Below are 14972 nucleotides of genomic sequence, written 5' to 3'. Positions count from 1 at the left end.
GAGGTATTTGTCATGGCCACTGCCCAAACTACGCAATCTTCCGAAACCCCGCAGGACAGCAACAACCCGCGCAAGCGCAAGGTGATGCTGCTGGTGCTGGCGGTCATCGTCATTCTCGGCGCCCTGGCTGTCTGGGGCTGGCATGAATTGTATGGCCGCTGGAATGAAAGCACCGACGATGCCTATGTGAATGGCAACGTGGTGGAAATCACGCCGCAAGTCACCGGCACCGTGGTGAGCATCGGCGCAGACGATGGCGACCTGGTGCGTGAAGGCCAGGTGCTGGTGCAGTTCGATCCGAACGACGCCGAAGTCGGGCTGCAGAGCGCTCAGGCCAATCTGGCGCGGACCGTGCGCCAGGTGCGTGGCTTATATAGCAATGTCGACGGCATGCGGGCCCAGGTCAATGCCCAGGAGGCCGAAGTGCAGAAGGCCCAGGAAAATTACAACCGGCGTAAGAACCTGGCCGCCGGCGGGGCGATTTCCCAGGAAGAACTCTCCCATGCCCGGGATGACCTGACCTCGGCGCAGAACGCCCTGGCCAACGCTCGGCAACAGCTCAAGACCACCAGCGCCTTGGTCGATGACACGGTGGTGTCGTCTCATCCGGATGTGCAATCGGCCGCCGCGCAATTGCGTCAGGCCTACCTGGCCAACGCCCGTAGCACCTTGATCGCGCCGGTCACCGGTTACGTCGCCAAGCGCACCGTGCAACTGGGCCAGCGAGTGCAGCCGGGCACGGCGTTGATGGCGGTGATTCCGCTGGACCAGTTGTGGATCGACGCCAACTTCAAGGAAACCCAGTTGCGCGACATGCGCATCGGTCAACCGGTGGATATCGAGGCTGACTTGTACGGTGGCGATGTGAAGTACAGCGGCACCATCGACAGCCTTGGCGCCGGGACGGGCAGTGCGTTCGCCCTGCTGCCGGCGCAGAACGCTACCGGTAACTGGATCAAGATCGTCCAGCGGGTGCCAGTGCGCATTCATGTCAATGCCGAAGAGCTGGCCCGGCACCCGTTGCGCGTCGGTCTGTCGACCCAGGTCAACGTCGACCTGCACGACCAGAGCGGCCCGGTCCTGGCGCAGCAACCGCCGCAGAAAGCGACGTTCAGCACCCAGGTCTACGACCGCCAACTGGCCGACGCCGACGCGATGATCACCCGGCTGATCCATGAGAACAGCGCGGCTGCGAGCAAGACTGCACAGCGTTAGTCATTCATGGGCTCGCTCCCACACCACAGTTCATTCAAAGGAAACACTGAACCTGTGGCGAGGGAGCTTGCTCCCGCTTGAGTGCGAAGCGCTCACAAAAAGGGCTGCTGCGCAGCCAGCGGGAGCGAGCTCCCTCGCCACATGACTCCAACAGCCTTGAGTGAACTGCTGTGTGCTCCCACAGGTTTTGTGTTTTTGAGCTGGACGACTCCGCCACCTTCGCTTCATAGGATTTCGCAATGAGCAATAACGCGTCCTTCACGCCGCCCAGCCTGTTGCTCAGCACCATCGGGCTGTCGCTGGCGACGTTCATGCAGGTGCTCGACACCACGATTGCCAACGTCGCCTTGCCGACCATCTCCGGGAACCTGGGGGTCAGTTCGGAGCAGGGCACTTGGGTCATTACCTCGTTTGCGGTGAGCAACGCCATCGCGCTGCCCTTGACCGGTTGGTTGAGCCGGCGGTTCGGCGAGGTGAAGCTGTTCCTGTGGGCGACGATGCTGTTCGTGCTCGCTTCGTTCTTGTGCGGCATCTCCACTTCGATGCCCGAGCTGATCGGCTTTCGGGTGCTCCAGGGCCTGGTGGCCGGGCCTTTGTACCCGATGACCCAGACCTTGCTGATCGCCGTGTATCCGCCGGCCAGGCGCGGCATGGCCCTGGCGTTGCTGGCGATGGTCACGGTGGTGGCGCCGATCGCCGGGCCGATCCTCGGTGGCTGGATCACTGACAGTTATAGCTGGCCGTGGATCTTCTTCATCAACGTGCCCATCGGCGTGTTCGCGGTGATGGTGGTGCGCCAGCAGCTCAAGGCACGGCCGGTGGTCACCAGTCGCCAGCCGATGGATTACGTCGGTTTGATCACGCTGATCATCGGTGTCGGTGCGCTCCAGGTGATCCTCGACAAAGGCAATGACCTGGACTGGTTCGAATCGAACTTCATCATCATTGGCGCGCTGATTTCGGTGATCGCCCTGGCAGTGTTCGTGATCTGGGAGATGACCGACCGCCATCCGGTGGTGAACCTGCGGCTGTTCGCCTACCGCAACTTTCGCATCGGCACCATTGTGCTGGTGGGTGGCTATGCCGGTTTCTTCGGCATCAACCTGATCCTGCCGCAATGGTTGCAGACCCAGATGGGCTACACCGCCACCTGGGCCGGGCTGGCCGTGGCACCCATCGGGATCCTGCCGGTGCTGATGTCGCCCTTCGTCGGTAAATACGCCCACAAGTTCGACCTGCGCTTGCTGGCCGGGTTGGCGTTCCTGGCGATCGGCCTGAGCTGTTTCATGCGCGCCGGGTTCACCAACGAGGTGGACTTTCAACACATCGCCCTGGTGCAGTTGTTCATGGGCATCGGCGTGGCGCTGTTCTTCATGCCGACCCTGAGCATCCTGATGTCGGACCTGCCGCCCCAGCAGATCGCCGACGGCGCCGGGCTGGCAACGTTCCTGCGGACCCTGGGCGGCAGCTTCGCCGCGTCCCTGACCACCTGGATCTGGATCCGTCGGGCCGACCAGCACCATGCGTACCTGAGTGAAAGCATCAGCACTTACGAGCCGGCGACCCGCGAGGCGCTCAACCAACTCGGCGGCGCCAGCGCGCCGGCGTACGCCCAGCTCGACCACGTCCTCACCAGCCAGGCGTACATGCTCTCCACCGTGGATTACTTTACGTTGCTGGGCTGGGCGTTCATGGGTTTGATTCTGTTGGTGTGGCTGGCGAAGCCGCCGTTTGCGGCGAAGGCAGGGCCGGAGGCCAGCGGGCACTGAATCGAGCATGAAATGCAATCCCCTGTGGGAGCGGGCTTGCTCGCGAAGGCGGTGTGTCATTCAACATTTTGGGCGACTGTCACACCGCTTTCGCGAGCAAGCCCGCTCCCACAGAGGAGGCGTATGCTTCAAGTACTCGGTAATGCCAGTTGCGAATTGCCAAACCCGAACGGCGCCAACGCAAACCCTTGCTCATCCACCTGCAACGCCCATCCCTGCTTGTCCCAATCCCCCAACACGATGCGTCGGGCGGCGTGGTCGCCCAGTTGCAGCTTGTGGATGGCGGGACGATGGGTGTGCCCATGGATCAGGGTCTTCACGCCATATTCGCGCATGACCCGCGGTACTTCTTCCGGGGTGACGTCGACGATGTCGTTGGCTTTCATCCGCGTCTGCGCACGGCTTTCACTGCGCAGCTTGCGCGCCAGTTTCTGGCGAGTGCCCAGCGGCAGGTGGCGCAGGATGAACAGCGTGATCGGGTTGCGCAGCCAGCGGCGCAGCTTCATGTAGTCTTCGTCGCGGGTGCAGAGACTGTCGCCGTGCATCAGCAGCACCGGCTCGCTGTTCAATTGCACGACACTCGGGTCCTTGAGCAGGGTGCAGCCGGCCGCCTTGCAGAAGGCCTGCCCCAGCATGAAGTCGCGGTTGCCGTGCATCAGGAAAATCGCCGTGCCGCTGTCGCTCAATTCGCGCAGGGCCTGGCAGATGGAACGCTGGAATGGGGTCATGGCATCGTCGCCGATCCAGGCTTCGAAGAAATCGCCCAGGATGTACAACGCCTGCGCCGAACGGGCGCGTGTCGCGAGTAAATCCAGAAACGCCCGGGTGATGTCCGGGCGTTCCTCTTCCAGATGCAAATCTGAAATCAGCAGTATCACTCAATGATCTCGGCTTTCTCGATGATCACGTCTTCTGCCGGAACGTCCTGGTGGCCGGCCTTGGAGGTGGTGGACACGCCTTTGATCTTGTCGACGACGTCGCTGCCTTCGATCACTTCACCGAATACGGCATAACCCCAGCCTTGGGTGTTCTTGGCGCTGTGGTTGAGGAAGCTGTTGTCGGCCACGTTGATGAAGAACTGGGCGGAGGCCGAATGTGGATCCATGGTACGGGCCATGGCGACGCTGTACTTCTTGTTCGACAGGCCGTTGTCGGCCTCGTTCTGAATGCCGGCACGGGTTTTCTTCTGGCTCATGCCCGGTTCGAAGCCGCCACCCTGGATCATGAAATTACCGATGACGCGGTGGAAGATGGTGTTGTCGTAGTGGCCTTCCTTCACGTACTGAATGAAGTTCTCGACCGTCTTCGGCGCTTTCTCGGCGTTCAGTTGCAGAACGATGTCGCCGTGGTTGGTGGTCAGTTTGACTTTGCTCATGGTCGGTACTCTTTCAAGGAATTCGTGGGTTTCGGGGCGTTGATGCCCGCAACCGATCTGGCTGCAAACGGCCAGGTTGGGCAGTTTAGCGTGCCACGCCTGAATTTCGAGGCTGTTTTTCATCGGGTCGTCGATTAAATTCAATCCTTTACCCGCCTGGCCTGTCAGCCGCTTGACAGCATCGGCTATGATACGGGCTTTGATTTATCAGGCCGCACCCGGCCGCGTACTTGTCTGTTCAAGGATCCTATGAGCAAGCCCACTGTCGACCCTACCTCGAATTCCAAGACCGGCCCGGCCGTGCCGGTCAATTTCCTGCGCCCGATTATCCAGGCGGACCTGGACTCGGGTAAGCACACACAGATCGTCACTCGCTTTCCTCCTGAGCCCAACGGCTACCTGCACATCGGCCACGCCAAGTCGATCTGTGTGAACTTCGGCCTGGCCGAGGAGTTCGGTGGCGTCACGCACCTGCGTTTCGACGACACCAACCCGGCCAAGGAAGACCAGGAATACATCGACGCGATCGAAAGCGACGTCAAGTGGCTGGGTTTCCAGTGGTCCGGTGAAGTGCGCTACGCCTCGCAGTATTTCGACCAACTGCACGACTGGGCGGTGGAGTTGATCAAGGCGGGCAAGGCCTATGTCTGCGACCTGACCCCCGAGCAGGCCAAGGAATATCGCGGCAGCCTGACCGAGCCAGGTCGGAACAGCCCGTTCCGTGACCGCAGCGTCGAGGAAAACCTGGACCTGTTCGCCCGCATGCGCGCCGGTGAATTCCCGGACGGCGCACGCGTGCTGCGGGCCAAGATCGACATGGCTTCGCCGAACATGAACCTGCGCGACCCGATCATGTACCGCATCCGCCACGCTCATCACCACCAGACCGGTGACAAGTGGTGCATCTACCCCAACTACGACTTCACCCACGGCCAGTCGGACGCCATCGAGGGCATCACCCACTCGATCTGCACCCTGGAATTCGAAAGCCACCGTCCGTTGTACGAGTGGTTCCTGGAGCACCTGCCGGTGCCGGCCCACCCGCGCCAGTACGAATTCAGCCGCCTGAACCTGAACTACACCATCACCAGCAAGCGCAAGCTCAAGCAACTGGTGGACGAGAAGCACGTCAACGGCTGGGACGATCCGCGCATGTCGACGCTGTCGGGCTTCCGTCGCCGTGGCTACACGCCGAAATCGATCCGCAATTTCTGCGAGATGGTCGGCACCAACCGTTCAGACGGCGTGGTGGACTTCGGCATGCTGGAATTCAGCATCCGTGACGACCTGGACCAGAGCGCCCCGCGTGCGATGTGCGTGCTGCGCCCGCTGAAAGTGGTCATCACCAATTACCCGGAAGGCCAGGTCGAAAACCTGGAGCTGCCGCGTCACCCGAAGGAAGACATGGGCGTGCGCGTCCTGCCGTTCGCCCGGGAAATCTACATCGACCGCGACGACTTCATGGAGGAGCCGCCAAAGGGCTACAAGCGCCTGGAGCCTGCCGGTGAAGTGCGCCTGCGCGGCAGCTACGTGATCCGCGCCGACGAAGCGATCAAGGACGCCGATGGCAACATCGTCGAGCTGCGTTGCTCCTATGACCCCGACACCCTGGGCAAGAACCCGGAAGGTCGCAAGGTCAAGGGCGTGATCCACTGGGTGCCGGCCGCCGCCAGCGTCGAGTGCGAAGTGCGCCTGTACGACCGCCTGTTCCGTTCGCCGAACCCGGAGAAGGCCGAAGACAGCGCCAGCTTCCTGGACAACATCAACCCTGACTCCCTGCAAGTCCTCACTGGTTGTCGTGCCGAGCCTTCGTTGGGCAACGCACAGCCGGAAGACCGTTTCCAGTTCGAGCGCGAAGGTTACTTCTGCGCGGATATCAAGGACTCGAAGCCCGGTGCTCCGGTATTCAACCGTACCGTGACCTTGCGAGATTCCTGGGGTCAATGATCAAGTCTTAAGGGAAACCCTGTGCTTACGATCTACAACACGCTCACCAAGAGCAAAGAAGTCTTCAAGCCGCTCGATGGCAACAAAGTGCGCATGTACGTGTGCGGCATGACCGTGTACGACTACTGCCACATCGGCCATGGCCGCAGCATGGTCGCCTTCGACCTGGTGACCCGCTGGTTGCGTTTCAGCGGGTATGACCTGACCTATGTGCGCAACATCACCGACATCGAAGACAAAATCATCAACCGCGCCCGCGAAAACGGCGAGTCTTACGATGCGCTGACCGAGCGCATGATCGAGGCCATGCATGAGGACGAGGCGCGCCTCAATATCCTCAAGCCGGACCTGGAGCCGCGTGCCACGGACCACATTCCGGGCATGCTGGCGATGATCCAGACTCTGATCGACAAGGGTTATGCCTACGCCCCGGGCAATGGCGACGTGTACTACCGCGTCGCCAGGTTCATGGGCTACGGCAAGCTGTCGCGCAAGAAGATCGAAGACCTGCGCATCGGCGCGCGTATCGAAGTCGACGAGTCGAAACAGGACCCGCTGGATTTCGTGCTCTGGAAAGCTGCCAAGCCGGGCGAGCCGAGCTGGGATTCGCCATGGGGCAAGGGCCGTCCGGGCTGGCACATCGAATGCTCGGTGATGTCCACCTGCTGCCTGGGCGAAACCTTCGACATTCATGGCGGCGGCAGCGACCTGGAGTTTCCGCACCACGAAAACGAAATCGCCCAGAGCGAAGCGGCCACCGGCAAGACCTACGCCAACGCGTGGATGCACTGCGGCATGATCCGGATCAACGGCGAGAAGATGTCCAAGTCCTTGAACAACTTCTTCACCATCCGCGACGTGCTGGAGAAGTATCACCCGGAAGTCATTCGTTACCTGCTGGTGTCGAGCCACTATCGCAGCGCGATCAACTATTCGGAAGACAACCTCAAGGACGCCAAGGGTGCCCTGGAGCGTTTCTACCACGCGTTGAAGGGCCTGCCGACTGTGCCGGCCGCCGGTGGCGAAGCGTTCGTGGCGCGGTTCACCGAAGTGATGAACGACGACTTCGGCACGCCGGAAGCCTGTGCGGTGCTGTTCGAGATGGTGCGCGAGATCAACCGCCTGCGTGAGAGCGATCTCAATGCGGCAGCGGGTCTGGCCGCGCGCCTGAAGGAACTGGCCAGTGTGCTGGGTGTGTTGCAGCTTGAGGCCGATGAGTTCCTGCAAGCCGGTGCCGAAGGACGGGTAGATGCCGCTGAGGTCGAAGCCTTGATCCAGGCGCGCCTGAGCGCACGGGCGAACAAGGACTGGGCCGAATCCGACCGCATCCGCGACCAGCTCACCGCCATGGGCGTAGTGCTGGAAGACGGCAAGGGCGCAACGACCTGGCGGTTGGCAGACTGAGTCCGGCACCGCCCGCCACCTTGTGGGAGCGGGCTTGCTCGCGAAAGCGTCAGATCAGTCAACACATTAGTTGAATGCTAAGCCGCTATTGCGAGCAGGCTCGCTCCCACAGAGGTCGGTGGTGAGCGTCGATTCTGGGGCCAACCCGGGACAATGTGGGAGCGAGCCTGCTCGCGATGGGGTCAGATCAGTCAACATCATTCGTTGAATGCTGAACCGCTATCGCGAGCAAGCTCGCTCCCACAGTTTTTTGTGTTCAGCCTGCCGATCCCTCTTTTATGAGCTAGTACTGTCAGGTCGATTCGACGTTCTCACTGGCAGGTGTCTTCCATGTTGGCTCACTGGTCTCTCGCAGCAATCCATCTCCTGGTCTTCGCCCTCGGCTTCTGGGCGGTGCTCACCCGCGGCACGGCGCTACGACGCCTGGCGGGTGGCGCGGATGCGGTGCGTAACGTGTTGATGGCGGATAACGTGTGGGGCCTGTCGGCGCTGGTGTTACTGATAACCGGTGGGATGCGGGCGTTTGGTGGGTTCGAAAAAGGCTCGGACTATTACCTGCACCAGCCATTGTTCCACCTGAAGATGACTGTGCTTTTGCTGATCCTGCTGCTTGAGATTGTCCCAATGATCGCCTTGATCAAATGGCGGATGGCGCGGGGCAAGGGGCAGGCGATCGATTCTTCGAAAGCCGGCCGCTTTGCACGGATCAGCCATATCGAAGCCTTGCTGCTGCTCTTGATGATGGTCGCGGCCACGGGCATGGCTCGCGGCATCACCCTGGGCTGACCGGACGCAAACGCCTGCTTCGTCGCCATTAAAACGAAATGTCTGACAGCCATGCTTTGAGCCATGCCATTAGTATCGGTATGCGGGCTGGACGAAAGCAGAAGGCGGGGGAGAGCGGGGATGAGAGGGGTGAGACGCGGTCAACCGGAATCTTTAGCCAGCCATTGCGACGATGCAAACGGGCTGGCTACGGACTGCTGCAAGGCTCAGGATTGCGGTTTGTCGGGGGCGGTAAGGCCGGCCTGGATCCGCTGATAAATCTCTTCGCGATGCACTGCAACGTTTTTCGGGGCGTTGATGCCGATCCGGACTTGTTGGCCGCTAACGCCCAGAATGGTGATCGTGATGTCGTCACCAATGTTTATGCTTTCACCGACTTTGCGGGTGAGTATCAGCATGGTGTTCTCCTTGATTGCTTTATAGGGCACCTGATTGACAGTGCAGATGTCGGTACTGCTTATAGATTAGTGCTAAGTGTCACAATGTGGGTGCCTCTTTCTGACGTGCAGACGCAGCATTAATTCCCAGGGTGCGACTATACAGAGACGCCGGGCAGGATTCTCGTGTTTTGAACGCTGTTTGCGGAGTTGTTGTCGGGCGTGGGTGCTAAAATCCCCGGCTCATGTCTTCCAGGGGAAACGTTGTGCGCAAATTGGCTTGGGTTATCGCGGTGTTGGTGCTGGCAGGGTGCGGTGAAGGGCGGGATGTACAGGCACCGAAACCCAAGCCCGCTGCGGCCTCCGCACCGACCGCCGCTGCCGCGCCGCAGTGGGCTGTCGAAGTTCGAGGCGAGACGCCGCAGGCGGTCAGCGACCTGACCGGCTGGCTCATCGAGCACAGTTTCATGTCGAACGTCTTCAAGGAAAACGGCAAGGATCGGGTCCTGGTCGGCCCATTCAGCTCCAAGGCCGACGCTGAAGCAGGTCAGGAGAAGATTACCGCTGCCCTGGTCCGGGCCAAGAAACGCAATATCGAGACACTGGTGGTGGATTACCCAACGGCCCAATGATCGGGCAGCACCCCATCCACTGTGGGAGCGAGCTTGCTCGCGATAGCGTCGGGTCAGTCAGCATTGATATTGGCTGATACACCGCCATCGCGAGCAAGCTCGCTCCCACAGCCGATTGTGTTTTCACTTAGGTGAGATCAACCGCAGGCCTTCATATCCACCGGCCCCACGAACTCATTCCCGCGCCCCATGACACACGCCACGCTCTGGTTGCGTTGGCGCTCCCAGCTCTCCACCGGGTAGGTCTTGTCCCACGCTTCATACAGGCGCCGGTCCTGTTTCGACAGGCGCAGGCCGTATTGCTTGCTCATGTAGAAATACGTGCGGGCGATCATTCCTCGGATCGAAGGGCGGGGCATGACCTTCTTGGCCTTGAAATCCACCTGGGTCAGGCAGGAACCGTACTGACCTTTCTGTTCCGGCAGCCAGCCGAAACTGAAATTGCTGCGGTCGCCGTTTACCTCGCCGATGCTCGGCACCAAGTTGTGCAGATCGGCCTCGGCCCGTTGATAGACCGGGTCATGGCGGGTGCAATTCTTGCGACCACCTTGTTGCCAGCATTGACGCTGGTGGCCGATCTCCCACGCCGGGACGATATGTTCCCACTCGATCCGCGCGGCACGGCTGGGGTTTTTCCGTGGGACATACCCGCAGGCCGCCAGGTTGACCCGATTGCCGGTGTATTTGCAGCCGCAGTAAAACTCGGTGGATTGCGGCGCGTAGAGCTTCCAGGCGACTTTCTTGGCTTCATTGAAGGTGCGCGGGGCCCCGGCCTGTGCGCCCATGGCGACGAACACAAGCAATAACGCTAAACAGCGAACACTCATCTGACTCAATCTTCCTTCGGCACTACCCAGAAAACCTGCACACCACCATCGTCGCGATAGGCGAGGGTCACGTTGTCGTTCTCGTCGATTTCCTCCAGGAGACGTTCCCACTCATCCACCGGCTCGTCGGGCAGGCGGAAGATCAGGGCGGCCTTGGCTTTTTGCGCGGTGGGGGCGTTGATGATTTTCGAAACCCGCAGGCCAAGTCGCGTATAGGAATCCAAGGGGGTAGTTGCAGCGGAGGGCGTTGCCACAGGATTTTCCTTATTAAGCTGTACGTGCATACAGTATTTAACCGTAGGCGTTTACGCAACTACTTAAAATTCAAGAAAATCGTCTGACAGCACTTTTTTCGTTTTGGTGTAGGAGAAAGGAATTTTTTATCGGCTTGCGTCAACAGATGGCAGCCGTTCAGGGGAGCGAAGCTATTGACTGATTTCAGCGGGCGCTAAAGAAATTGTTTCGGCGGGCGATGTCCTTAACTAGGAATCCCCCTTCATGGAGTTTTGATATGTCGTTTTCCATCGGCTTTCCCAATGCGGCAGCGGTGACCATCGGCGGAAAATCCGCAGCCACCCTGAAAGCTTTGAGCGAGGCAGAAGCCCAGGCCGCCGATGAGGCCCAGGGTACAACGCAAGCCTCGGGCAAGGTCCGCACGGGCATGGGCGCTGGCGCTGAAGCAACCGACCAGGCGCAGGAGGCCGGTAGCACCCAGAGCGTGGCGGTCCAAGTGCTGCTCAAGCGGATGCAAGAGCTTCAGCAGCAGCTCAGGGAGCAGCAACAGCAACTGGCCGCTGCAGAAGCGCGCGACTATGCAACGGAAGAAGCCAAGGCTTCGGCGGTCATGGCCATCCAAGGGCAGATCGCCGACACCAGTGGCGCTTTGCTGGAAGTCACCGGTCGCCTGGTCACGGAGCTGGCCAAGGGCGCCGGTTCGGGTTCGGTGGTCAACACGACGGTCTGAACTTCGACGTTGCGGATCAAACCGCAACGTTGACAAATCTGCGAAGCCTTACCATAGTTCATTCCACGCAAACGTTTGCGCGGCGTTCCGTGCGATGATTTGCTCAAAATAATCATAAGATCGGAGTGAACCCATGAAGTTGCCATTCGCTGGACGCCTTCTCGCTGTCGCCATGCTCGCGGCGGCATCCGCTGCACTGCCTGTCTCCTCGGCATTCGCCCAGACTGCTGAAAAACCCAAGGTTGCCCTGGTCATGAAATCCCTGGCCAACGAGTTCTTCCTGACCATGGAAGACGGCGCCAAGGCCTATCAGAAAGAACACTCCGCCGATTTCGACCTGATCTCCAACGGGATCAAGGACGAGACCGACACCGCCAACCAGATCCGCATCGTCGAGCAGATGATCGTGTCCAAGGTCGACGCGCTCATCATCGCTCCCGCCGATTCCAAGGCCATGGTGCCGGTGATCAAAAAAGCCGTGGATGCCGGTATCACCGTGGTCAATATCGACAACCAGCTCGATCCTGCCGTGGTCAAGAGCAAAAATATCAACGTGCCGTTCGTAGGCCCTGACAACCGCAAGGGTGCGCGACTGGTGGGTGAGTACCTGGCCAAGCAGCTCAAGGCCGGTGATGAAGTCGGCATCATCGAGGGCGTGTCCACCACCACCAACGCCCAGGCGCGGACCGCGGGCTTTAAGGATGCAATGGAAGCGGCGCAGATCAAGGTCGTCTCCCTGCAATCCGGCGACTGGGAAATCAACAAAGGCAACCAGGTTGCCGCGTCGATGCTCAGCGAATACCCGAACATCAAGGCGCTGCTGGCCGGTAACGACAGCATGGCGGTCGGTGCCGTATCGGCGGTGCGGGCTGCGGGCAAGGCAGGCAAGGTACAAGTGGTCGGCTACGACAACATCAATGCCATCAAGCCGATGCTCAAGGACGGTCGTGTCCTGGCCACGGCTGACCAGTTTGCCGCCAAGCAGGCGGTATTCGGCATCGAGACCGCGTTGAAAATCCTCAAGAAGGAAAAAGTCGAGATCGGCGACAACGGCGTGATCGAAACTCCAGTCGAGCTGGTGACCAAGCAGTAATCCTGGCGACACAACGGTGCTCGCCCACTCGGGCGAGCGCATGGAGAGTTTTTTTATGTCCGTTCGCGACCCGAGCGCTGTGCTGTCTATCAGCGGAATCGGCAAGACCTATGCCCAGCCGGTACTGACCGGCATCGATCTGACGTTGATGCGTGGTGAGGTGCTGGCACTGACCGGCGAAAATGGCGCCGGCAAAAGTACCCTGTCCAAAATCATCGGTGGGTTGGTGACACCGACGACCGGGCAGATGCAGTTCCAAGGTCAGGATTATCGTCCCGGCAGCCGGACCCAGGCTGAAGAACTGGGCGTGCGCATGGTGATGCAGGAGCTCAACCTGCTGCCGACGCTGTCGGTAGCCGAGAACCTGTTTCTCGACAACCTGCCCGGCCGCTGCGGCTGGATCGACCGCAAGCAACTGCGTAAAGCAGCGATCGAAGCCATGGCCCAGGTCGGGCTCGATGCGATTGATCCCGACACCCTGGTCGGCGAGTTGGGTATCGGCCATCAACAGATGGTCGAGATTGCCCGCAACCTGATCGGCGATTGCCATGTGCTGATTCTCGACGAGCCGACCGCCATGTTGACGGCTCGTGAAGTCGAGATGCTGTTCGAGCAGATCACCCGTCTGCAAGCTCGGGGCGTGACGATCATCTACATTTCCCATCGCCTCGAAGAACTGGCACGGGTGGCCCAACGCATCGCGGTGCTGCGTGACGGCAACCTGGTCTGCGTCGAGCCGATGGCCAACTACAACAGCGAGCAACTGGTGACCCTCATGGTTGGCCGGGAGCTGGGCGAACACATTGACCTGGGCCCACGGCAGATCGGCGCGCCGGCGCTGACCGTGACCGGCCTGACCCGTTCGGACAAGGTCCGTGACGTGTCCTTCGAAGTGCGCAGTGGCGAGATCTTTGGCATCTCCGGCCTGATCGGGGCAGGGCGTACCGAGCTGATGCGCTTGATTTTCGGCGCCGATGCGGCGGACAGCGGCACCGTGGCGCTCGGCTCGCCGGCCAAGGTCGTGAGTATCCGATCGCCAGCCGATGCGGTGGCCCATGGCATCGCCTTGATTACCGAAGACCGCAAGGGCGAAGGCCTGCTGCTGACCCAGTCCATCGCCGCCAACGTTGCCCTGGGCAACATGCCGGAAATCTCCAGCGCCGGCATCGTCAATGGCAACGAAGAACTGGCCCTGGCGCAGCGGCAAATCAACGCGATGCGGATCCGCAGTTCCAGCCCGACCCAACTGGTCTCCGAGCTGTCGGGCGGTAACCAGCAGAAAGTGGTGATCGGCCGTTGGCTGGAGCGCGACTGCTCGGTGTTGCTGTTCGACGAGCCGACTCGTGGCATCGACGTTGGCGCCAAATTCGACATATATGCGCTGCTGGGCGAATTGACGCGCCAGGGCAAGGCGCTAGTCGTGGTGTCCAGCGACTTGCGCGAGCTGATGTTGATCTGCGACCGGATCGGCGTGCTGTCCGCCGGGCGCCTGATCGATACATTCGAGCGCGACAGCTGGACCCAGGATGACTTGCTTGCCGCCGCATTCGCCGGCTATCAGAAACGTGATGCGTTGCTCAACGAAGCGGCGCCTAGGGAATTTTCATGAAAACCGCATCTGCCGTCGGCAAATCCAGTGGCAACTTCTATGGCCTGGGGACTTACCTGGGCCTGGCCGGCGCCTTGCTGGCGATGATCGCGCTGTTCTCGGCGCTGAGCAGCCATTTCCTGTCCTATGACACCTTCAGCACCCTGGCCAACCAGATTCCGGACCTCATGGTGCTGGCGGTCGGCATGACGTTCATCCTGATCATCGGCGGCATCGACCTGTCGGTGGGATCGGTGCTGGCGCTTGCGGCATCGACCGTCAGCGTGGCCGTGCTCGGCTGGGGCTGGAGCGTCTGGCCGTCGGCGTTGCTCGGCATGGCCGTGGCGGCGCTGGCGGGCACGGTGACCGGGTCGATCACCGTGGCGTGGCGAATTCCTTCGTTCATCGTTTCCCTCGGTGTCCTGGAAATGGCCCGGGGCCTGGCGTACCAGATGACCGGGTCGCGAACCGCTTACATCGGCGACTCGTTCGCCTGGTTGTCCAATCCCATTGCCTTCGGTATTTCGCCTTCGTTCATCATCGCTTTGCTGGTGATTTTCGTTGCCCAGGCTGTGTTGACCCGGACCGTGTTCGGCCGCTACCTGATCGGCATCGGTACCAATGAAGAAGCCGTGCGTCTGGCGGGCATCAACCCGAAGCCCTACAAGATCCTGGTGTTCAGTCTGATGGGCTTGCTCGCCGGTGTGGCGGCGCTGTTCCAGATTTCGCGCCTGGAGGCTGCCGACCCCAACGCCGGTTCGGGGCTTGAACTGCAAGTTATCGCGGCCGTGGTGATTGGCGGCACCAGCTTGATGGGCGGGCGCGGTTCGGTCATCAGCACTTTCTTCGGGGTGTTGATCATCTCGGTGCTGGCGGCGGGCCTGGCGCAGATCGGCGCCACCGAGCCGACCAAGCGCATCATCACCGGTGCGGTGATCGTGGTGGCGGTCGTGCTCGATACCTATCGCAGCCAGCGCGCCAGTCGGCGGGCCTGA

General features: G+C 60.8%; 15 protein-coding genes. 10 read left to right on the top strand and 5 right to left on the bottom strand.

Annotated elements, in window-relative coordinates; translation table 11 throughout:
* The first annotated feature begins 12 nt into the window (after positions 1-12).
* Entirely contained in the window at positions 13-1215 is a 1203-nt protein-coding gene (locus tag ACLEJR_RS16540; protein WP_440815099.1) for an efflux RND transporter periplasmic adaptor subunit, read from the top strand.
* A gap of 239 nt (positions 1216-1454) precedes the next feature.
* Positions 1455-2984: a DHA2 family efflux MFS transporter permease subunit gene (locus ACLEJR_RS16535; RefSeq protein ID WP_440792825.1), complete on the top strand. Its 1530-nt coding sequence runs from the start codon at positions 1455-1457 to the stop codon at positions 2982-2984.
* Positions 2985-3112: 128 nt separating this feature from the next.
* Here ACLEJR_RS16535 and lpxH read toward each other — a convergent pair whose 3' ends face one another.
* Together lpxH and ACLEJR_RS16525 are read right to left on the bottom strand one after the other, a co-directional pair.
* Positions 3113-3862 carry a UDP-2,3-diacylglucosamine diphosphatase gene (gene lpxH, locus ACLEJR_RS16530; protein WP_440815097.1) on the bottom strand — a complete coding sequence of 250 codons (750 nt, stop codon included), beginning with the start codon at positions 3860-3862 and terminating at the stop codon, positions 3113-3115.
* The gene (locus tag ACLEJR_RS16525; RefSeq protein WP_440792829.1) at positions 3859-4359 is read right to left on the bottom strand and encodes a peptidylprolyl isomerase; all 501 of its coding nucleotides are present in this window, start codon (positions 4357-4359) and stop codon (positions 3859-3861) included. Before ACLEJR_RS16525 ends, lpxH begins: the two co-directional genes overlap by 4 nt.
* A gap of 249 nt (positions 4360-4608) precedes the next feature.
* Between ACLEJR_RS16525 and ACLEJR_RS16520 the strand changes: the two genes are divergently transcribed.
* From ACLEJR_RS16520 to ACLEJR_RS16510, 3 genes are all read left to right on the top strand, one after another.
* Positions 4609-6306, top strand: coding sequence for a glutamine--tRNA ligase/YqeY domain fusion protein (locus ACLEJR_RS16520; RefSeq protein ID WP_440815095.1), 1698 nt, complete (start codon positions 4609-4611; stop codon positions 6304-6306).
* Between the two features lie 21 nt (positions 6307-6327).
* Entirely contained in the window at positions 6328-7710 is a 1383-nt protein-coding gene (cysS, locus tag ACLEJR_RS16515; protein WP_440815093.1) for a cysteine--tRNA ligase, read from the top strand.
* 330 nt (positions 7711-8040) lie between these two features.
* On the top strand, positions 8041-8496 hold the full coding sequence (locus ACLEJR_RS16510) for a DUF2214 family protein (RefSeq protein ID WP_440815092.1): 456 nt from the start codon (positions 8041-8043) through the stop codon (positions 8494-8496).
* A gap of 206 nt (positions 8497-8702) precedes the next feature.
* Here ACLEJR_RS16510 and csrA read toward each other — a convergent pair whose 3' ends face one another.
* A complete protein-coding gene (gene csrA / locus ACLEJR_RS16505; RefSeq protein WP_245141876.1) occupies positions 8703-8894 on the bottom strand; it encodes a carbon storage regulator CsrA in 192 nt (63 codons plus the stop codon).
* Between the two features lie 245 nt (positions 8895-9139).
* Here csrA and ACLEJR_RS16500 point away from each other — a divergent pair, with 245 nt between their 5' ends.
* Positions 9140-9505, top strand: coding sequence for an SPOR domain-containing protein (locus ACLEJR_RS16500; protein ID WP_440815091.1), 366 nt, complete (start codon positions 9140-9142; stop codon positions 9503-9505).
* A gap of 137 nt (positions 9506-9642) precedes the next feature.
* Here the strand turns inward: ACLEJR_RS16500 and ACLEJR_RS16495 are convergent, their stop codons facing one another.
* Both ACLEJR_RS16495 and ACLEJR_RS16490 read right to left on the bottom strand, forming a co-directional pair.
* Positions 9643-10332, bottom strand: a complete 690-nt coding sequence (locus ACLEJR_RS16495) for an endonuclease (RefSeq protein WP_440792838.1) — start codon at positions 10330-10332, stop codon at positions 9643-9645.
* A 5-nt stretch (positions 10333-10337) separates the two neighbouring features.
* Positions 10338-10616: a DUF1654 domain-containing protein gene (locus ACLEJR_RS16490; protein WP_440792840.1), complete on the bottom strand. Its 279-nt coding sequence runs from the start codon at positions 10614-10616 to the stop codon at positions 10338-10340.
* Between the two features lie 227 nt (positions 10617-10843).
* Here ACLEJR_RS16490 and ACLEJR_RS16485 point away from each other — a divergent pair, with 227 nt between their 5' ends.
* The 4 genes from ACLEJR_RS16485 (at position 10844) to ACLEJR_RS16470 (ending at position 14972) form a co-directional block, all read left to right on the top strand.
* Positions 10844-11296 carry a hypothetical protein gene (locus ACLEJR_RS16485; RefSeq protein WP_440792842.1) on the top strand — a complete coding sequence of 151 codons (453 nt, stop codon included), beginning with the start codon at positions 10844-10846 and terminating at the stop codon, positions 11294-11296.
* Between the two features lie 133 nt (positions 11297-11429).
* Complete coding sequence (locus ACLEJR_RS16480) at positions 11430-12389, top strand: sugar ABC transporter substrate-binding protein (protein ID WP_440792844.1); 960 nt, start codon at positions 11430-11432, stop codon at positions 12387-12389.
* A 55-nt stretch (positions 12390-12444) separates the two neighbouring features.
* Positions 12445-13998: a sugar ABC transporter ATP-binding protein gene (locus ACLEJR_RS16475; RefSeq protein WP_440815089.1), complete on the top strand. Its 1554-nt coding sequence runs from the start codon at positions 12445-12447 to the stop codon at positions 13996-13998.
* Positions 13995-14972 (top strand): ABC transporter permease, encoded by a 978-nt coding sequence (locus tag ACLEJR_RS16470; protein WP_440792848.1) that lies wholly within the window; start codon positions 13995-13997, stop codon positions 14970-14972. The genes ACLEJR_RS16475 and ACLEJR_RS16470 overlap by 4 nt, the downstream gene beginning before the upstream one ends.

The sequence above is a fragment of the Pseudomonas sp. SMN5 genome, from assembly GCF_052041925.1.
Lineage (GTDB): Bacteria > Pseudomonadota > Gammaproteobacteria > Pseudomonadales > Pseudomonadaceae > Aquipseudomonas.
Note: the sequence above shows the minus strand (reverse complement) of the source record. Positions and strands in the feature narration are given on the sequence as shown.

Excerpts from the sequence above, each read along its gene's own strand:
- ACLEJR_RS16490 (WP_440792840.1), bottom strand. The coding sequence starts at position 10,616 with ATGCACGTACAGCTTAATAAGGAAAATCCTGTGGCAACGCCCTCCGCT.
- ACLEJR_RS16535 (WP_440792825.1), top strand. The coding sequence starts at position 1,455 with ATGAGCAATAACGCGTCCTTCACGCCGCCCAGCCTGTTGCTCAGCACC.
- ACLEJR_RS16495 (WP_440792838.1), bottom strand. The coding sequence starts at position 10,332 with ATGAGTGTTCGCTGTTTAGCGTTATTGCTTGTGTTCGTCGCCATGGGC.
- ACLEJR_RS16510 (WP_440815092.1), top strand. The coding sequence starts at position 8,041 with ATGTTGGCTCACTGGTCTCTCGCAGCAATCCATCTCCTGGTCTTCGCC.
- ACLEJR_RS16520 (WP_440815095.1), top strand. The coding sequence starts at position 4,609 with ATGAGCAAGCCCACTGTCGACCCTACCTCGAATTCCAAGACCGGCCCG.
- ACLEJR_RS16480 (WP_440792844.1), top strand. The coding sequence starts at position 11,430 with ATGAAGTTGCCATTCGCTGGACGCCTTCTCGCTGTCGCCATGCTCGCG.
- ACLEJR_RS16485 (WP_440792842.1), top strand. The coding sequence starts at position 10,844 with ATGTCGTTTTCCATCGGCTTTCCCAATGCGGCAGCGGTGACCATCGGC.
- ACLEJR_RS16470 (WP_440792848.1), top strand. The coding sequence starts at position 13,995 with ATGAAAACCGCATCTGCCGTCGGCAAATCCAGTGGCAACTTCTATGGC.
- ACLEJR_RS16525 (WP_440792829.1), bottom strand. The coding sequence starts at position 4,359 with ATGAGCAAAGTCAAACTGACCACCAACCACGGCGACATCGTTCTGCAA.
- csrA (WP_245141876.1), bottom strand. The coding sequence starts at position 8,894 with ATGCTGATACTCACCCGCAAAGTCGGTGAAAGCATAAACATTGGTGAC.
- ACLEJR_RS16540 (WP_440815099.1), top strand. The coding sequence starts at position 13 with ATGGCCACTGCCCAAACTACGCAATCTTCCGAAACCCCGCAGGACAGC.
- ACLEJR_RS16475 (WP_440815089.1), top strand. The coding sequence starts at position 12,445 with ATGTCCGTTCGCGACCCGAGCGCTGTGCTGTCTATCAGCGGAATCGGC.